Annotated in this window: 19 protein-coding genes; 5 read left to right on the forward strand and 14 right to left on the reverse strand. The window is 72.6% G+C overall.

Annotated elements, in window-relative coordinates:
* The first annotated feature begins 107 nt into the window (after positions 1-107).
* From A4U64_RS28505 to A4U64_RS11790, 4 genes are all read left to right on the forward strand, one after another.
* On the forward strand, positions 108-251 hold the full coding sequence (locus A4U64_RS28505) for a hypothetical protein (RefSeq protein ID WP_006937614.1): 144 nt from the start codon (positions 108-110) through the stop codon (positions 249-251).
* Between the two features lie 164 nt (positions 252-415).
* Complete coding sequence (locus tag A4U64_RS11780; RefSeq protein ID WP_029543588.1) at positions 416-976, forward strand: hypothetical protein; 561 nt, start codon at positions 416-418, stop codon at positions 974-976.
* A 39-nt stretch (positions 977-1,015) separates the two neighbouring features.
* A complete protein-coding gene (locus A4U64_RS11785; RefSeq protein WP_043801063.1) occupies positions 1,016-1,396 on the forward strand; it encodes an ArsR/SmtB family transcription factor in 381 nt (126 codons plus the stop codon).
* Complete coding sequence (locus tag A4U64_RS11790; RefSeq protein ID WP_065923476.1) at positions 1,393-3,354, forward strand: heavy metal translocating P-type ATPase; 1,962 nt, start codon at positions 1,393-1,395, stop codon at positions 3,352-3,354. The genes A4U64_RS11785 and A4U64_RS11790 overlap by 4 nt, the downstream gene beginning before the upstream one ends.
* Positions 3,355-3,399: 45 nt before the next feature.
* Here A4U64_RS11790 and thrS read toward each other — a convergent pair whose 3' ends face one another.
* The 6 genes from thrS to A4U64_RS28790 all read right to left on the reverse strand — a co-directional run bounded on the left by thrS (position 3,400) and on the right by A4U64_RS28790 (position 8,579).
* Positions 3,400-4,626, reverse strand: coding sequence for a threonine--tRNA ligase (gene thrS, locus A4U64_RS11795; protein WP_029543582.1), 1,227 nt, complete (start codon positions 4,624-4,626; stop codon positions 3,400-3,402).
* Between the two features lie 418 nt (positions 4,627-5,044).
* A complete protein-coding gene (gene aroB / locus A4U64_RS11800) occupies positions 5,045-6,154 on the reverse strand; it encodes a 3-dehydroquinate synthase (RefSeq protein ID WP_006947002.1) in 1,110 nt (369 codons plus the stop codon).
* Entirely contained in the window at positions 6,151-6,735 is a 585-nt protein-coding gene (locus A4U64_RS11805; protein WP_006947003.1) for a shikimate kinase, read from the reverse strand. Before A4U64_RS11805 ends, aroB begins: the two co-directional genes overlap by 4 nt.
* 4 nt (positions 6,736-6,739) lie before the next feature.
* On the reverse strand, positions 6,740-7,927 hold the full coding sequence (aroC, locus tag A4U64_RS11810; protein WP_065922582.1) for a chorismate synthase: 1,188 nt from the start codon (positions 7,925-7,927) through the stop codon (positions 6,740-6,742).
* Positions 7,928-7,974: 47 nt separating this feature from the next.
* Complete coding sequence (locus A4U64_RS11815; RefSeq protein WP_232334190.1) at positions 7,975-8,451, reverse strand: prepilin peptidase; 477 nt, start codon at positions 8,449-8,451, stop codon at positions 7,975-7,977.
* On the reverse strand, positions 8,397-8,579 hold the full coding sequence (locus A4U64_RS28790; protein ID WP_232334191.1) for a hypothetical protein: 183 nt from the start codon (positions 8,577-8,579) through the stop codon (positions 8,397-8,399). The genes A4U64_RS11815 and A4U64_RS28790 overlap by 55 nt, the downstream gene beginning before the upstream one ends.
* Positions 8,580-8,741: 162 nt before the next feature.
* Between A4U64_RS28790 and A4U64_RS11825 the strand changes: the two genes are divergently transcribed.
* Positions 8,742-9,116 carry a DUF1622 domain-containing protein gene (locus tag A4U64_RS11825; protein ID WP_006947006.1) on the forward strand — a complete coding sequence of 125 codons (375 nt, stop codon included), beginning with the start codon at positions 8,742-8,744 and terminating at the stop codon, positions 9,114-9,116.
* Here the strand turns inward: A4U64_RS11825 and A4U64_RS11830 are convergent.
* The 8 genes from A4U64_RS11830 to alaS all read right to left on the reverse strand — a co-directional run bounded on the left by A4U64_RS11830 (position 9,109) and on the right by alaS (position 17,473).
* A complete protein-coding gene (locus tag A4U64_RS11830) occupies positions 9,109-10,335 on the reverse strand; it encodes an RNA polymerase sigma factor (protein ID WP_065922583.1) in 1,227 nt (408 codons plus the stop codon). The two genes, A4U64_RS11825 and A4U64_RS11830, sit on opposite strands and share 8 nt — an antisense overlap.
* Positions 10,336-10,342: 7 nt before the next feature.
* Positions 10,343-10,696, reverse strand: a complete 354-nt coding sequence (locus tag A4U64_RS11835; protein ID WP_006947008.1) for a YciI family protein — start codon at positions 10,694-10,696, stop codon at positions 10,343-10,345.
* Positions 10,697-10,808: 112 nt separating this feature from the next.
* A complete protein-coding gene (locus A4U64_RS11840) occupies positions 10,809-11,150 on the reverse strand; it encodes an ArsR/SmtB family transcription factor (protein WP_006947009.1) in 342 nt (113 codons plus the stop codon).
* The gene (locus tag A4U64_RS11845; RefSeq protein ID WP_082120241.1) at positions 11,143-11,583 is read right to left on the reverse strand and encodes an SRPBCC domain-containing protein; all 441 of its coding nucleotides are present in this window, start codon (positions 11,581-11,583) and stop codon (positions 11,143-11,145) included. Before A4U64_RS11845 ends, A4U64_RS11840 begins: the two co-directional genes overlap by 8 nt.
* An 86-nt stretch (positions 11,584-11,669) precedes the next feature.
* Entirely contained in the window at positions 11,670-12,503 is an 834-nt protein-coding gene (locus A4U64_RS11850) for a shikimate dehydrogenase (RefSeq protein ID WP_050035200.1), read from the reverse strand.
* Complete coding sequence (mltG, locus tag A4U64_RS11855) at positions 12,493-14,286, reverse strand: endolytic transglycosylase MltG (protein WP_006947013.1); 1,794 nt, start codon at positions 14,284-14,286, stop codon at positions 12,493-12,495. The genes A4U64_RS11850 and mltG overlap by 11 nt, the downstream gene beginning before the upstream one ends.
* Positions 14,283-14,807, reverse strand: a complete 525-nt coding sequence (ruvX, locus tag A4U64_RS11860; RefSeq protein ID WP_170914086.1) for a Holliday junction resolvase RuvX — start codon at positions 14,805-14,807, stop codon at positions 14,283-14,285. The genes mltG and ruvX overlap by 4 nt, the downstream gene beginning before the upstream one ends.
* Positions 14,807-17,473 carry an alanine--tRNA ligase gene (alaS, locus tag A4U64_RS11865; RefSeq protein WP_006947016.1) on the reverse strand — a complete coding sequence of 889 codons (2,667 nt, stop codon included), beginning with the start codon at positions 17,471-17,473 and terminating at the stop codon, positions 14,807-14,809. Before alaS ends, ruvX begins: the two co-directional genes overlap by 1 nt.
* Between the last annotated feature and the right edge of the window lie 92 nt (positions 17,474-17,565).

Consider the following 17,565-nt stretch of genomic DNA (forward strand, 5'->3'; position numbering starts at 1 on the left):
GTGTCACACGACGTGCCGGTGGTGTAATTGTGAAGCATCGGGATCGAGAATCGGGAGCAGGCGAGGGAAAGCCGCTCGCCCGATCGGACGCACCGAGGGGGATTGCGATGGCCGACTTCGATCGATGGCCGACCGACCTGCTCGCCGAGTTCGTGGCCGACCTCGAACTGGGCCGCACCCCTGCCCTCCCGGTCGGCGTCGAGACCGCCGCGCGCGAGGAACTGGCCCACCGGAGCCTCGACGGCGGATGAGACCGATCCTCGGCAGAGTCCCCACGCGCAGCGACCGCCCCAGCACCGCCCCGTCCGCGACCCGGATGCCGGGCAGGCGGAGCCGCCCGGTCGGATCCCCCTGCCGCGATGCGATCACCGAAAATCAATCCGACTGGCGCCCAATACATTTAGAGTAGGGAACCATGGGAGAGCGCGCTCCGGTATGCCCCGACGGGAAGACGGCCCCGAACGGCTCGGACGAGGGTGGGCCTTGGTGCTCCCGGACCGGTGGTGAACCGCAGCTGGGACGACTGCTCGGGGCGATCCTGCCGCTGACGCACCCCGCCGGCCTGTGGTCCACGACGTGGGGCCTCGCGAAGGGCTCGTGCAGCGCCGCCGCCAAGGTGGTGCGCGGACGAGTGCTCGGTCGCCGCCACCCGGGCACCCCCGAGGCGGCCGACCCCGTCCTGCCCGCGAGCTGGTGGCCCGACGACCTCGACATCGAGGCGGCGGCCAGGAAGTGCCCGGGGGTGGATCTGTACGCGGTGACCGTCGACTTCGTCGACCGCCACCACGGGTTCGCGCTGTCGATGCTGGGCGGCATCCCGTCCTGGACCGCCGCCTGGTATTCCCGCGTGGGCGTCGCCTACCTGCACGCCCACCGGCTCTCCCATCCCGTCCGGGACAACCGGGGCCGCCGCGGAACGCCCGTGCCGTCGCGTGCCGGCCGTCCCGGCCTGCAGGTCGTGCGCGGCGCCGAGTAGTCGCAGCGTTACATCGCCTGAAACCGCTATCATCGCCGTATGACGATCAATCGCGACGGTGGTGCGGTCCGGACGTCGACCGGGCCGGTGTCGGACCTCGACGCCGCGGTGGCGCTGTTCCACAGCCTCTCGGACGGCACCCGATTGGCGATCGTGCGACGGCTCGCCGAGGGTGAGGCGCGGGTGGCGGACCTCGTCGGTGAGCTGCGGTTGGCGCAGTCGACGGTCTCTGCGCACATGGCGTGCCTGCGGGACTGCAACCTCGTCGAGGGCCGCCCCCAGGGCCGGCAGGTGTTCTACTCGCTGACCCGACCCGAGTTGATGGATCTGCTCGCCTCGGCCGAGACGTTGCTGGCCGCGACCGGGAACGCGGTCGCGTTGTGCCCGAACTACGGCACCGGCACCGGGAGCGCGTCGTGAGCGACGCCTGCGGTTGCGGCCACGCCGAACCCCGCCTCCCCGGCGAGGACGAGGACGCGCCCGAGAAGTTGTGGCAGATCACGGAGATCCGGGCGGCCGCCGCCGCGGGGGTCCTGCTGGTGGCGGCCCTGATCGTCCGTGTCGGCGGCGGACCCGACGCTCTCGGTGTGGGACTCGAGGCGGTGGCCTTGATCGTCGCCGGCTACACCTTCGTCCCCGCCACGCTCGAACGCCTGGCCAGGGGCGGGATCGGCGTCGGGACCCTGATGACGATCGCGGCCCTCGGCGCCGTGCTGCTCGGTGAGGTCGGCGAGGCCGCGATGCTCGCGTTCCTGTTCGCGATCAGCGAGGGACTCGAGGAGTACGCCGTCACCCGCACCCGCCGTGGCCTGCGCGCACTGCTGTCCCTGGTCCCGGACACCGCCACGGTGCTGCGCGACGGTCGCGAGCAGACCGTTCCGCCTGCCGACCTCGCGCTCGGCGAGGTCATGATCGTCAAACCCGGGGAGCGGATCGCCACCGACGGGATCGTCCGATCCGGGCGCACCGCCCCGGATACCTCCGCCGTCACCGGGGAATCGATGCCCGTCGAGGCCGGTCCGGGCGACGAGGTGTTCGCCGGGTCGATCAACGGCACCGGTGTCCTCGAGGTCGAGGTCGCCGCCGGCGCGCAGGACAACTCGCTGGCCAGGATCGTGCGGATCGTCGAGGCCGAGCAGTCCCGCAAGGGCGACGCGCAACGCCTGGCCGACAGGATCGCCACCCCACTCGTCCCGGCCGTGATGGTCGCGGCCGCGGCCATCGCCGTCGTCGGCAGCCTGGCCGGGGATCCGCGCGTGTGGATCGAACGCGCCCTGGTGGTGCTGGTCGCCGCGTCGCCGTGCGCGCTGGCGATCGCGATCCCGGTTACGGTCGTCGCCGCGGTCGGCGCCGCATCCAGGTTCGGCGTCCTGGTCAAGGGCGGCGCCGCCCTCGAGGCTCTCGGCCGCATCCGCGGCATCGCGTTGGACAAGACCGGCACCCTCACCCGGAACCGGCCCGCCGTGCTCGACGTCGCCACCGCGGAGGGAACGACCCCCCACGACGTTCTCGCCGTGGCCGCCGCTCTGGAGGCCCGCAGCGAACACCCCCTCGCCCCGGCGATTCTCGCCGCCGTCGACGACTACGTGCCGGCCGAACAGGTGGACGCGGTCCCCGGTGCCGGCCTGACCGGCCGCATCGCCGGCGCTCCTGTCCGGCTGGGCCGGCCCGGCTGGATCGACGCCGGTCCGCTCGCCGCGGACATCGAGCGGATGCAGCATGCCGGGGCCACCGCGGTCCTCGTCGAACGCGAAGGCGCCGCGATCGGGGCGGTCGCCGTCCGCGACGAGCTCCGCGCGGAAGCGCGCGAGGTGGTCGCCGGGCTGCGCCGTGACGGCTACACCGTCGCGATGCTCACCGGCGACCACGACCGCACCGCCCGAGCCCTGGCCGCCGACGCCGGTGTCGACGAGGTGCACGCCGACCTGCGCCCCGAGGACAAGGCCCGTCTCGTCGAGACCCTGCGCGCCACACGGCCGACCGCGATGGTCGGCGACGGGGTCAACGACGCCCCTGCGCTCGCGGCCGCCGACCTCGGCATCGCGATGGGTGCGATGGGCTCCGACGTCGCCATCGACACCGCCGACGTCGCCCTGATGGGCGAGGACCTGCGGCACCTGCCCCGAGCGCTCCGCCACGCTCGACGGTCGCGGACGATCATGCTGCAGAACGTCGGACTGTCCCTGGCGATCATCACCGTTCTGATGCCACTCGCCCTGTTCGGAGTCCTCGGCCTGGCCGCGGTCGTCCTCGTCCACGAGGTCGCCGAGATCGTCGTGATCGCCAACGGAGTCCGGGCCGGGCGCGCTCGGAGCCCGACTGCGACGGCACGACCAGCGCCGACGGCGGCCGAGCCGATCGCCGGAACCCGGTCATGACCCGAGACGCCGGCTCCCCCTCGGCCGGCGTCCACGAGGGGGCGTTCACGGCAGCGCGGACGGACGCAGGACCCGGCCCCGGACGTCGGCCCGCACCCGTTGCACGAACTGCTCGCGCCCGAGGCACGCCCGCTGCCCCGACTGCGGCACCAGTGCGCTGACGGTCTCGTCCGCGAGTTCCTCGTCGCCGACGATCGCGATGTACGGGTCGCGGTGCAGGCGCGCGGCCCGGATACGGCTGCCCAACGAACCCCCGGCGAGCACGTCGACGCGAATCCCCTCGGCCACCAACCTGTCCCGCAGCCTGCCGGCCCCGTCGCCGTGGCCGTCCCCGACGGGCAGGACCGCCACCTGGCGGGGCGACAGCCAGGGCGGCATGCGCCCTTCGAAGCGTTCGACGAGCATCGCGATCAGCCGCTCCATCGACCCGAGCACACCCCGGTGGATCATCGCGGGCCGATGCCTGCGCCCGTCCTCGCCGGTGTATTCGAGGCCGAAGCGCTCGGGCTGAGTGAAGTCGAGCTGGACGGTGGACACGGTCTCCTCGCGCCCGTGCGCGCCGGCGACCTGGATGTCGATCTTCGGACCGTAGAACGCGGCCTCCCCTTCGGCCTCGAAGAAGTCCAGCCCGCGCCGTTCGAGCGCTCCGCGCAGTTGATCCTGGGCGTGCGCCCACTGCTCGCCGGTGCCGAGATACCGCCCGCCGGCGTCACCCAGGGACAGGCGGTAACGCCGGTCGTCGAGCCCGAGGACCCCGTAGCAGCGCTCGATCGCACTCAGCGCGAGTTCCACCTCCGCGCCGACCTGTTCGGGCGCGCAGAACACGTGCGCGTCGTCGAGACTGATCTGCCGGACCCGGCTCAGGCCGGCGAGCACGCCGGACAGTTCGCTGCGGAACATCGATCCCAGCTCCGACAGGCGGATCGGCAGGTCGCGGTAGCTGCGGCCCCGCGAGGCGAAGATCTGGGCGTGGTGGGGGCAATTGGCGGGCCGGAGAACGAAACTCTCGCCTCCGACCCGCATCTCGGGGAACATGTCGTCGGCGAATTTGGACCAGTGGCCGGACCGGACGAACAATTCCTTCTTGGCGAGCACCGGGGTGTAGACGCGGCGACAGCCGGTTTCGGCCGCCACCTCGGCGGCGAAGGCCTCGAGTTCGGCACGGATCACCGCACCGTCCGGCAGCCACAGCGGAAGGCCCGCACCCACTATCGGTGCGGTGGCGAACATTTCGAGTTCGCGACCGAGCACTCGGTGATCTGCACCGTTCATGATCCGTTCCTCGACTCTCGTGTCGGCGAGAGGAAGCGACGTGCCCGAACACGACGAAAGCCCCGGGACGTCGACTCCCGGGGCTCGCGTGGTGGGTCAGCAGTGAGCGACGCGGCGCCGGAAGGCATCCGGCGTCGTCGTGACCTGCTGAGCGTTCATCATGACGGGAATCGTACGGCCGGTACCACCCGGAAATCAACGAAGAGCCGAGGGCGAATCCGAACACGTTGCGGCGAAAAGTCTTTCATTTCCGTGGCTGCGGTCGGCCGTCCGGTGGGGCCGCGACCTTCGATTCGGAAAATTCTTTGATTCCGTCCGGTTCGAATTACCTCTGCCCGAGTAAGCCGAGGGATCCCGGAAAAATGGAACGGGCCGGCGCACCCTTCGGTGCGCCGGCCCGTCGAGGGGGCTCAGCGGATCACAGGAGCACGGTGCCCGGGTCGGCGGTCCCCTCCCGCGCGACGGCCGAGTACGCCGCCGCGAGCAGCGACGGATCCGGTCCCTCGAGCCTGCCGGGCTTGGCGAGGCCGTCGAGGACGACGAACCGGAGCATGCCCGCGCGGTTCTTCTTGTCGGACTGCATGCCCTCGAGCAGCTGCGGGAAGGCGTCGGCGTCGTAGGTCGTGGGCAGCCCGACGAGCTCGAGGATGCTGCGGTGCCGGTCGGCGGTGGCGTCGTCCAGGCGCCCCGCGAGGCGGCCCAGCTCGGCGGCAAAGACCAGGCCGACGGCGACAGCGGCGCCGTGACGCCACCGGTAGCGTTCGCGCCGTTCGATGGCGTGCCCGAGGGTGTGCCCGTAGTTGAGGATCTCGCGCAGGCTCGACTCCTTGAGGTCCGCGGCGACGACCTTCGCCTTGACCTCGATCGAGCGTCGGATCAGTTCGGGCAGCACCGTTCCCGCCGGGTCGAGCGCGGCCTCCGGGTCGGCCTCGATCAGCTCGAGGATCTTCGGGTCGGCGATGAAGCCGGTCTTGACGACCTCGGCGAGGCCGGCGACGATCTCGTTGCGCGGCACCGTCTCGAGGGTCGCGAGATCGACGAGCACCGCGGACGGCTCGTGGAAGGCGCCGACGAGGTTCTTGCCGGCGTCGGTGTTGATGCCGGTCTTGCCGCCGACCGCGGCATCGACCATCGCGAGCAGCGTGGTGGGCACGTGCACGATCCGCACCCCGCGCATCCACGTCGCGGCGACGAACCCGGCCAGGTCGGTGGCCGCTCCCCCGCCGAGGCTGACGATCGCGTCGCTGCGGGTCAACCCGATGCGCCCGAGCACCTCCCAGCAGAATCCCGCGACGGCGAGGTCCTTGCCGTCTTCGGCGTCGGGGATCTCGACCCGGTGGGCGTCGATCCCCTTCTCCGCCAACGCGGTGCGCACCGCCTCGGCGGTCTCCGCGAGCGGCGGCTGGTGCAGGATCGCGACGGTGCGGGTGCCGGTGAGTTCGTCGACGAGCTCACCGAGCAGGCCTCGGCCGATGATCACCGGGTAGGGCTGGGCCGTCTGGACGTCGACGCGTACCGGTTCGGTCACGGTTGATTGCTCCGATTCTCTGTACTGGTCCCGCTGGCAGCGGACGGGTGGGCACCGGTGGCGGCCAGATCCGTCTGCGCCTCCAGTTTGGCAAGGACCTGCTGCACCACGCGGCCGGGGCTGCGCCCGTCGGTGCGCACCCGGATGGTGGCCGCCTGCCGGTACAGCGGGCGGCGCCGGCGCATCAGCTCCCGGTACTTCGCCGCGGGATCCGCCCCGGCGAGCAGCGGCCGCGTGGTGTTGGTCCCGGTGCGGCGCAGGCCCTCGGCGACGCTGATCTCGAGGTAGATCACCGTCCTCCCCTCGAGCAGGGCGCGGGTGCGCTCGGACAGGATCGCGCCGCCGCCGAGCGAGACGATCCCGTCGTGACGGGCGAGCGCGTCGGCCACCACCTCTTCCTCGATCCGCCGGAACGCCGGTTCGCCGTCGGTGCCGAAGATGTCCGGGATCGTGCGCCCGGTGGTGCGCTCGATCTCGGCGTCGGTATCGAGCAACGGCAGGTCGAGGGCTTGGGCGAGCCGGCGGCCGATGGTCGACTTGCCGGCCCCGGGCGGCCCGATCAGAACTGCGCGTGGCGTCATGTCGTCACCGTGGCACCCGGGCCGCGACGGCCTCGAGGTAGTTGCGGACGTTGGTGCGGGTCTCGTCGATCGAGTCGCCCCCGAACTTCTCGAGCGCGGCCTGCGCCACGACGAGCGCCACCATCGCCTCGGCCACGACGCCGGCCGCGGGCACGGCGCACACGTCGGAGCGCTGGTGGATCGCGACGGCCTCCTCGCCGGACGACATGTCGACGGTGGCGAGGGCGCGCGGCACCGTGGAGATGGGCTTCATCGCGGCCCGCACCCGCAGCGCCTCGCCGTTGGTCATGCCGCCCTCGAGGCCGCCGGCCCGGTTGGTCGAGCGGAGCACGCCGTCGGGGCCGGGCCGCATCTCGTCGTGGGCGACGCTGCCGCGGCGGCGGGCGGTCTCGAAGCCGTCGCCGACCTCGACGCCCTTGATGGCCTGGATGCCCATGAGGGCCGCGGCGAGCCGGGCGTCGAGCCGGTCGGCACCGCTGATGAACGAGCCGAGACCGACGGGCAAGCCGTGCACCACGACCTCGACGACACCGCCGAGGGTGTCACCGTCGCGCTTGGCGGACTCGATCTCGGCGATCATCGACTCCTCGGCCGACTTGTCGAAGGCCCGCACCGGGCTGGCGTCGATGGCGGCGAGGTCGGCGCCGGTCGGCTCCACCCCCACGTAGGGTTCGGACGCGCCGATGGAGATCACATGCGAGACGACCTCGGCGCCGAACACCTGGCGCAGGAAGTTGCGGGCCACGGTGCCGGCGGCGACGCGGGCCGCAGTCTCCCGGGCGCTGGCGCGCTCGAGGACGGGCCGGGCGTCGTCGAAGCCGTACTTGAGCATGCCGGAGTAGTCGGCGTGGCCGGGTCGCGGACGGGTCAGCGGCGCGTTGCGGGCCTGCCCGGCGAGCAGTTCGGCGTCCACCGGGTCGGCGGACATGATGGTCTCCCACTTGGGCCACTCGGTGTTGCCGATCTCGATGGCCACCGGGCCGCCGAGGGTGTGGCCGTGCCGGACGCCGCCGAGGATGGTGACCTTGTCGGCCTCGAATTTCATGCGCGCGCCGCGGCCGTAGCCGAGGCGGCGCCGCGCCAGCTGCTCCGAGATGTCGCTCGACGTCACCTCGACACCGGCGACCATCCCCTCGAGCATCGCGACGAGGGCGGGACCATGGGACTCTCCAGCAGTTATCCAGCGCAGCACAATCCCATCCTTCCACGTGCACCGCCACCGGCAGGACGCCGCCCCGGTCAACCCGCCGCCAGGACCGCGGCGACGGCCGCCGCGCACATCGACGGCCCGTGCGGCAGCACCACACCGCGCGGGCGGCGATGTGCCCGTACCCAACCCGCGCCGACGACGACGGCGCCCGCCGCGGCGGTGAGCAGCGGTGGCAGCAGGGCCGCCGTCGTCCACGCGGCCGCGCCGTTCGCGCCCGCGGCCGCCCCCAGCCCGGCGGCGAGCTTCACATCGCCCGCGCCGAGACTCCGCGGGGCGGCCAGGTGAGCGAGCAGGTACGGCCCGGCCAGCAGGACCGCCCCGGCGAGCGCGGGGGCCGCGTGTCCCGCTCCTGCGGCGACCGCGAGGACGACGGCGGCGCCCGGCACCGTCAGGACGTTCGGCAGCCGCCGCGCCGACAGGTCGGCCGCGCTCAGGCACACACACCACCAGATCAGCGCCGCGACGGCGGCCGCACCCGGTGCCGTGGCGGTGGCGAGCACGGCCACGGCGCCGCCGCCGCGGCGGCGGCCTCACACACCCCGCGCGGTGGGTGGCGCCCGGCGAGGCGGGCGACGAGGCGGTGCGCGCCGGCACCGGCCGCGGCGCCGAGCACGGCGAACAGCAATACGGTCATGGCGGCAGCGTGCCGCGCGCGCGGCGCCGGCACGGCGATCTCGCCGCCCGCAGGCGGAATCTGTGGATAACCGGTCCGGGTGTGGACAACCGGTTGCCGGGACGGATCGAGCCGGACCTGCGAACATGACCGAATCGTCCCGTCCGCACCCCGGAGGTTCGCATGGAGCTGTCCCGCGTGCTCGAGACCGTCGGCGGCGCCGTCGACGTGGTCGGGGTGGCGGTGATCGTCGTCGGTGCGGCGGTGGCGAGCTGGGTCGCCGTGCGGTCCTGGCGCCGCTCCGCCGCCGCACCGATCTACGAACGCTATCGGCGCGATCTCGGGCGGTCGATCCTGCTCGGTCTCGAATTCCTGGTGGCCGCGGACATCATCAAGACGGTCGCCGTCACCCCCACCTTCACCTCGGTAGGGGTACTGGCGGTCATCGTCCTCATCCGGACCTTCTTGAGCTGGTCCCTGCAGCTCGAGATCTCCGGCCGGTGGCCGTGGCAGAACGGCAGGACCGGGCCGCCGGCGGAGGAGTCGCCGGTCAGCTGAGCTCGGCGCGACGGCGCTGCAGGAAGCTGCGCTCGGCGGCGTTGGCGGTCCGCGCGAGCGCCGCGTCGTACGCCGCGGCGGCCTCCGGGATGCGGCCGAGCCGGCGGAGCATGTCGGCGCGCACCGCGTGGAACAGGTGGTAGCGGTCCAGGTCGAGGGCGTCGACGAGGGCGAGACCCGCGGCGGGGCCGTCGACCTCGGCCACCGCGACTGCCCGGTGCAGGGCGGCGACCGGGGTGGGTGCGACGACGAGCAGCTGATCGTAGAGCGCGACGACCTGCCGCCAGTCGGTCGTCTCGACCGTGGCGGCATCGCCGTGGACGGCGGCTATCGCGGCCTGGATCTGGTACGGGCCGGGCCGCCCGAGCCGCAGGCAGCGCCGGACGAGGGCCTGTCCCTCGGCGATCCGGTCGCGGTCCCACAGCCCGCGGTCCTGCTCGGCGAGGGGCACCAGATTCCCGGCGGCGTTCGTGCGGGCCGGTCGTCGCGCGTCGGCGAGCAGCAGCAACGCGAGCAGGCCCAGCACCTCGGGTTCGTCGGGCATGAGCTCGGCCAGCAGGCGGGCGAGCCGGATCGCCTCGGTGCACAGGTCGTCGCGGACCAGCCGGTCCCCACCGGCCGCGGTGTGCCCCTCGGTGAAGACGAGATAGACGACGGCGAGCACGGAGCCGAGGCGGGCGGGTAGCTCACCGGGGTCCGGAACGCGGTACGGGATGCGGGCGTCGCGGATCTTGCCCTTGGCGCGCACCAGCCGCTGCGCCATGGTCGTCTCCGGGACGAGGAAGGCCCGGGCGATCTCGGCCGTGGTCAGGCCGCCGAGCAACCGCAGCGTGAGGGCGACGCGGGCGGCGGGCGCCAGCGCGGGATGGCAACACGTGAAGATCAGGCGCAGCCGGTCGTCGGGCACGACGGTCTCCTCGCCGTCGACGGCGGTGTCCCCGGATTCGTGCAGCCGGGCGGCGTCGGCGTGCTTGCCGGCGCGGGCCTTCTCCCGGCGGATCCGGTCGATCGCGCGGCGCCGGGCGGTGGTGACGATCCACCCGGCCGGGCTCGGCGGCAGCCCGTCGACCGGCCACCGGGCGACGGCGACGGCGAACGCGTCCTGCACGGATTCCTCGGCCAGGTCGATGTCCCCGAAGGCGCGGACGAGCGCGGCGACCGCACGGCCGTGTTCGGCGCGGAACACGCGCGCGATCTCCGCGTCCGTCACCTCGGGCACGGGCGTGTCACCCGCAGTGCCCGCCCTGCAGCGGCCGCACCTCGATCGGCAGCGTGATCGCGCGGGCGAGCTTGCGGCCCCACTCCAGGGCGGCGTCGAGGTCGGGCGCTTCGATCACGGTGAACCCGCCGATGTGTTCCTTGCCCTCGAGGTACGGGCCGTCGGTGGTGAGGATGCCGTCGCCCGCGAGCCGGAGCACGGTGGCGGTGCTCGGGGGGTGCAGTCCCCCGGCGAACACCCAGACGCCGGCGGCACGCATCTCGGCATCGACGGCCTCGACGTCGCGCATGATCGGGTCGAGGAACTCCGGCGGCGGCGGGTCACCGTCGGGCTGGTAGATGCTCAGCAGGTACTGGGTCATGGCCGATCCTCCTCGCGGTGGCGGTCCCCGGCCCGGTGCCGGTGATCCAACCTGTACACGAACGGCCGGCGGGTGGATCGACATCCGGCGCGGAATTTTCTTCCTCCGCCGGTCAGCGGGAGGGCCGGCCCTCTTCGGCGGCGCGTTTCACCGCCCCGAGACGGCGGTCCCAGGCGTCGGCCAGCTCGGCGAGCCACCGGGCCGAGCCGTCCAGGGTCTCGGGGCGCGGGGTGTAGAGCACCTCCCGGCCGGCGCGGGCGGCGTCGACCAGGCCCGCGGTCTCGAGGATCTGGAGTTGCTTGACCACCGCCTGGCGCGAGACCGGGACCCGCCCGGCGAGCGTGGTGGCGCTGGCCCTCCCCAGTTCGGCGAGCGTGCCGAGGATGAGCCGGCGGGTCGGGTCGGCCAGCGCCGCGAGCACCGCGCCGACGGCGGAATCGGCGGGGTCAGGCACTCTCGACGTCCCGTTTGGCGATGTCGAGCTGCTGCCGCCAGCCGTCGGTATTGCCCTCGAACGCCTCGCGGCGCTGTGCCGGGGTCCCGTCCAGGGCGCCGAACCCGCTCTCGACGACGCGCAGGACGGTGCCGCCGCCCACCTCGGTGAGGACGAACTCGACGAGGGTGGCGGCGCCGTCACGGGGCGGCTCGTCGATCACCGCCGAGCAGCGGTACGCGAGGTATCGGGGCTCATCGGACGCCACCCGGTACATCGGGAACTTCCCGTACCGCGGGTCGTGGACGACGATCAGGTCGCCGTCGGTGGTCACGGTGTGCCCGGAACGGTCGCCGTCGCCGATCCACCAGCCGGGCCGGGCGACGAGCTGCCACACCCGAGCGGCGGGCGCCTCGATGCGGATCTCCCGTTCGATGCGGTCCTGCGTGTCCATGGGAACCTCCTCGTCCGATGACATGCAACTTCATGGTTGCACCTACCCGGACGATGTGCAACCGGACGGTAGCACCTACCGGTGGTTCAGCCGGCGACGGCCGCCGCCATCGCCTCCCGCGGGGCCGGCCGGCCGGTGAACTGCTCGACCTGGCCGAACGCCTGGTGCAGCAGCATCTGCAGGCCACCCACGACGACCGAGCCGTGCGCCGCGGCGGCCTCGGCGAGCGGCGTGGGCCACGGGTCGTAGATCGCGTCGAGGACGAACGGCGCGCGGCCGAGCTGCTGCGCGTAGGGCGCGGCCGCCGCCGCCGGCACGGTGCTCACCAGCGCGCCCGCGGACGCGCACACCTCCCCGAGTTCCGGGGCGTCGAACGGCAGCCAGCGCGGCTTCATGCCCACCGCCTCGGCACAGTCGAATGTCTCGGCGGCCCGGAGCTCGCTGCGGGCGACGACGGTCACCGACGTGACCCCGAGCTCGGCGAGCCCCACGAGGGCCGGGCGCGCCGTCCCCCCGGCCCCGACCACCACCGCCGAGGCGCCGGTCAGATCCCCGACGCCGGCGGCGCGCAGCGCGCCGGTGACGCCGTCGACGTCGGTACAGTCGGCCCGCCAGCCGTCCGCGGTCCGCACCAGGGTGTTCGCCGAGCCGATCAGCACCGCCCGGTCGGTACGCTCGGTGGCGAACTCGAGCGCCGCGAACTTGCCGGGCATCGTCACCGACACCCCGACCCACTCGGGGCCGAGCCCGGCCACCAGCGCCGGCAGCTGCTCGCCGGTGCATTCGATGCGCTCGTACGTCCAGTCCGTCAGCCCCAGCGCCCGGTAGGCCGCCAGGTGCAACAGCGGGGACTTCGAATGCGCGATGGGGCTGCCGAGGACCGCGGCCTTGCGGCCGCCGGTCACGATGTCATCTGCCACTGTCGAGGATTCCGCTTTCCAGAGCCTGCTGCGTATTCGTCAGGTGTTCGTCGTAGCTGTTGGTGAACAGGGTCGTGCCCTGGGCGTCGATGGTCACGAAGTACGTCCAGTCCCCCGCCTCCGGGTTCTCCACGGCCTGCAGCGCCTCGATGCTCGGCGACGAGATCGGCGTGGCGGGCAGTCCGGGGCTCGCGTACGTGTTCCAGGGGGTGACCTGCGCCCGGTCGGCGTCGGTGGTCGCCAGCTCGGTTTCGTCGAGGGCATAGTTGACCGTCGAGTCGAACTGCAGCGGCTGCCCGATCTTCAGGCGGTTGAGGATCACCCGCGCGACCTTCGCGAAGTCGTCCGGCAGCGCCTCGCGTTCCACGAGGGACGCGGCGACGAGCATCTCGTACGGGGTCAGCCCGACCTTCGCCGCGGCCTGGGTGATGCCGGTCTCGTCGTAGCGCTGCGCGCTGGTGGAGACGAGGTACCGCAGGATCTCGGCGGCCCCGGCACTGGGGTCGAAGTCCCAGCGGCCCGCCGCGATGAGCCCCTCGAGCTGACGGTTGCGGTCGGGCACGTTCGCGACCGCGCCCCGCGCCCATTCCGGCACGCCGAGCGCGGCGAGGTCGGTGCTCGCGCCGGCCGCGTCGAGCTCCTCGTACGTCAGGCAGGTGCGCTGCCCGTCGCGGTCGAGGCAGCTGGCCTCCGCGATGAGGGTGTAGATGCCCTTGCGCACCGCGCCGGTGTTGACGTCGCGGATGTCGTGCAACTGCCGGCCCTCGGAGATCACCACCGCCCCCACCCGGTTCGCGGGGTCGACCAGGGCGGCGACGGCCTCGCGGGCGGGAAGCCGGCTGGCGATCGAGTAGAAGCCCGGCTGCAGCGAGTTCATGCCGGGGTCCTGGACGGCGGCGTTGTAGAAGGCATCGGAGCTGGCGACGATGTCCGCCTCCTTGAAGGCGGCGCCGATCTGCTCGGCGGTGTCGCCCGGGTGCACCTGCACCACGACGGCGGGACCGCCCGCACCGGTGTAGTCGGGCGGCAGGTCCGGGCCGGTGAATTTCTGGTAGGCGAAGAATCCGCCGCCGAGGAGCAGGACCAGCACGGCCGCGACGGCGAGGATCCCGACGATCCGGCCGCGGGTGCGGCGGGCCCGGGCCGAGCGGGCGTGGGCCCGGCGGGCCGGGGACACCCCGACGGTTTCGGGGGCGGCGCGGTCGGCGGAGTCGGTCCAGTCCCGCCCTGCGGCCGGCGTCTCGGCGTATCCGCGGGGGTCGTCGTCCACCGCGGCGTAGCCGAACTGGTCGTAGCCCGCCTCGTCGTAGGCCGGCCGCTGCTCGTAGTCGTCGTACCGGTAGGCCCCCGGCTCGGGGTCGTACCCGTCGTGGTCGCGGGGGTCGTAGTCCCGGGGCTCGTAGCCCTGCGTCTCGTAGGCCCGGGCCTCGAAGGTGTCGTGGCCCGGGCCGTCGGTGGGAGTCCGGCCGTGGGGATCGAGGTCCTGCCGGTCGTGGCGGGGGTCGGGCTGCGACGGGGCGCCGGGGGCGTAGTCGTCGAGCCGGTAGACGTGCTCGGTGGTCGGCGCGTCGTCGAAGGGATGTCCGGCGGCCGGATGCGGTGGGTGCTCGTATCGGTAGCCGTCCCCGGCCGGGGCCGGCGGCTCCGGGACGTCGGGCCCCGGAGAACCGTGCCGCGGCCGGTACCACTCGTCCTGCTGCGCGGGTCCGAAGCCGGAGCGCCCCCCGGGGAAGTCGTGGTCCGCCCCGGTGGACTCGTCGTCCGGCCGCCCGTGCCGGCTCACTGCCCGCTCCCCGGCTTGCCGTCCTCGGCCACGTTCACAACTGCACTCCGCTCGTCCAACCAACCCTGCAAGATGGCGACGGCGGCGGCCTGGTCGATCACCGGCCGCGCACCGCGCGCGCTGACTCCGCTCTCGCGGAGCGCCCGCGCCGCAGTGACCGTCGTGAATCGTTCGTCGGCCATCCGCACAGGGATCCCGGTCAGGCGCCGGCGCAGCCGTCCCGCGAAATCACGGGCCAGTTTCGCGGCCTTGCCGGGCTCCCCGCGCAGGGTCTGCGGCAGTCCGACGATAACCTCCACGGCCTCGTACTCCGTGACGATGTCCACAATGCGCCGGATATCCGGCGCGTCGGACCCGCGTTCCTTCGAGCGGGGCACGGTCTCGACCGGAGTGGCCAGGATGCCGTCAGGGTCGGACGAGGCGACCCCGATTCGGACACTTCCGACATCGATGCCGATGCGGCGGCCGCGGCCGGGGTCGTCGACGCCCGGACGGTCGGGACCGGCGAAGTCGGCCACGATCAGCCGGCCAGCTCGCTCAGCCGGGCCCGGAACGCGGTCAGCGCCGCAGGGATCCCGGCCGGATCGGATCCGGATCCCTGCGCCATGTCGGGCTTGCCGCCGCCGCGGCCACCGATGGCGGGCCCGAAGCTCGACACCAGGTCGCCGGCCTTGATGCCCCTCGCCTGGGCCGCCTTGGTGGTGGCGACGACGAACGGCACCTTGCCGTCGGCGGAACCGAGCAGCAGCACCACGGCGGGCTCGCTGCCGAGCCGGCCGCGGACGTCGGAGGCGAGGCTGCGCAGGTCGTTCCCGGCCACGCCCTCGGGGGCGGTCTCGGCGACGACGAGAAGATCCCCGGTGCGCTGCGCCTTCTCGGCGAAGGTGCCGGCCGAGGCGAGCACCGCGGCGGCGCGGGTGCGTTCGAGCTCCTTCTCGGCCACCTTCAGCCGCTCGATCAGGGATTCGACCCGTGCGGGCACCTCCTCGGAGGGCACCTTCAGCGTCGAGGAGAGACCCGCGAGCAGCGCCCGTTCCTTGGCCAGGTGCCGGTACGAGTCCAGGCCGACGTACGCCTCGACGCGGCGCACGCCCGAACCGACGGACTGCTCGCCGAGCAGGGTGACGGTGCCGACGTGGGAGGAGTGCTCGACGTGGGTGCCGCCGCACAGCTCCATCGAGAACGGGCCGCCGATCTCCACGACGCGGACCTCGTCGCCGTAGTTCTCGCCGAAGAGCGCCATCGCGCCCATCTTCTTGGCCTTGTCCAGGTCCGTGACGAAGGTGTTCACCGGGTAGTTCGCGGCGACGGCCTCGTTGGTGACGGCCTCGATGTCGGTCTTCTGCTGCTCGCTGAGCGCGCCGGGCCAGGAGAAGTCGAACCGCAGGTAGCCCGGCTTGTTCAGCGAGCCGGCCTGCACGGCGTTGGGGCCGAGGACCTCACGCAGCGCGGCGTGGACCAGGTGGGTACCCGAGTGGCCCTGGGTGGCGCCCTTGCGCCAGGACGGGTCGACCTGCACGAGCACGGCATCGCCCTCGGTGACCTGTCCCTCGAGCACGGTCACCTTGTGCACCCACAGCTGCTTGGCGATCTTCTGGACGTCGTTGACCTTGATGCGCAGGCCGCCGGCGGTGATGGTGCCGACGTCGGCGATCTGGCCGCCGGACTCGGCGTAGAGGGGGCTGCGGTCGAGGATCAGCTCGACGTCCTGGCCGGCCTGCGCCGCGTGCAGCCGCTCGCCGCCGGTGATGACGGCCAGCACCGTCGCCTCGGTCACCAGCTCGGTGAAGCCGGTGAACTCCGTGGGGCCGCGGTCGAGCAGCTCCTTGTAGACGGTCAGGTCGGCGTGGGCGTGCTTGCGGGCGCGGGCGTCGTCCTTCGCGCGCTGGCGCTGCTCGGCCATGAGGGAACGGAACCCGTCCTCGTCGACGGTCAGGCCCGCCTCGGAGGCCATCTCCAGCGTCAGATCGATGGGGAACCCGTAGGTGTCGTGCAAGGTGAAGGCCTCGGTGCCGCCGAGGACGGACCTGCCCTGCGCCTTCGCGGTCTCGACCGCACCCTCGAACAGCTTGCTGCCGGTGCCCAGGGTCTTGAGGAACGCGGTCTCCTCGCCGACGGCGACGGTCTCGATGCGCGAGTAGTCCGTGGCCAGTTCCGGGTAGGACGGGCTCATGGTGTCGCGCACGACGGCCATGAACTCGGCCATCGTCGGCGTGTCGGCGCCGAGCAGCCGGGCCGAGCGCACGATCCGGCGCAGCAGGCGGCGCAGCACGTAGCCACGACCGTCGTTGCCGGGGTTGACGCCGTCGACGATGAGCATCGCGGCGGTGCGGGCGTGGTCGGCGATGACGCGGAACCGCACGTCGGAGGCGTGGTCGGCGCCGTAGACACTGCCGGTCAGCTCGGCGGCCTTGTCGATGACCGGGCGCAGCAGGTCGGTCTCGTAGACGTTCTCGACGCCCTGGAGCAGGAACGCGACGCGCTCGACGCCCATGCCGGTGTCGATGTTCTTCTTCGGCAGCGGCCCGAGGATCGGGTAGCCCTCCTTGGCGCCGCCCTCACCGCGCTCGTTCTGCATGAACACGAGATTCCAGATCTCGATGTAGCGGTCCTCGTCGGCCTCCGGGCCGCCCGGGGCGCCGTACTCGGGGCCGCGGTCGTAGAAGATCTCCGAGCAGGGGCCACACGGGCCGGGGATACCCATGGACCAGTAGTTGTCCTTCATGCCGCGACGCTGGATGCGCTCGGCGGGGACACCGATCTTGTCGTGCCAGATCGAGTACGCCTCGTCGTCGTCCAGATACACCGTCGCCCAGAGCTTCTCGGGATCGATGCCGTAGCCGCCGTCCTCGACGGGGCTGGTCAGCAGCGACCACGCATGGCCTATCGCCTCTTCCTTGAAGTAGTCGCCGAACGAGAAGTTGCCCGCCATCTGGAAGAACGTGTTGTGCCGGGTGGTGATGCCCACCTCCTCGATGTCGAGGGTGCGCACGCACTTCTGCACCGATGTCGCGGTGCTGAACGGCGGGGTCTGCTGGCCGAGGAAGTAGGGCACGAACGGGACCATGCCGGCGTTGACGAACAGCAGGTTCGGGTCGGCGAGGATCAGCGACGCGCTGGGCACCTCGGTGTGGCCGGCCTTCACGAAGTGGTCGAGAAAGCGCCTGCGGATCTCGTGGGTCTGCACGTCGATGGTCCTCTTTGTCTGACGGTGTGGGCTGCCGAACCCGCGCGGGCACGGCGAATCGGCCATCGTTCAGCTTATCGCGCGGGCGACGG

Source organism: Rhodococcus sp. WB1 (assembly GCF_001700945.1).
GTDB lineage: Bacteria > Actinomycetota > Actinomycetes > Mycobacteriales > Mycobacteriaceae > Rhodococcus > Rhodococcus aetherivorans.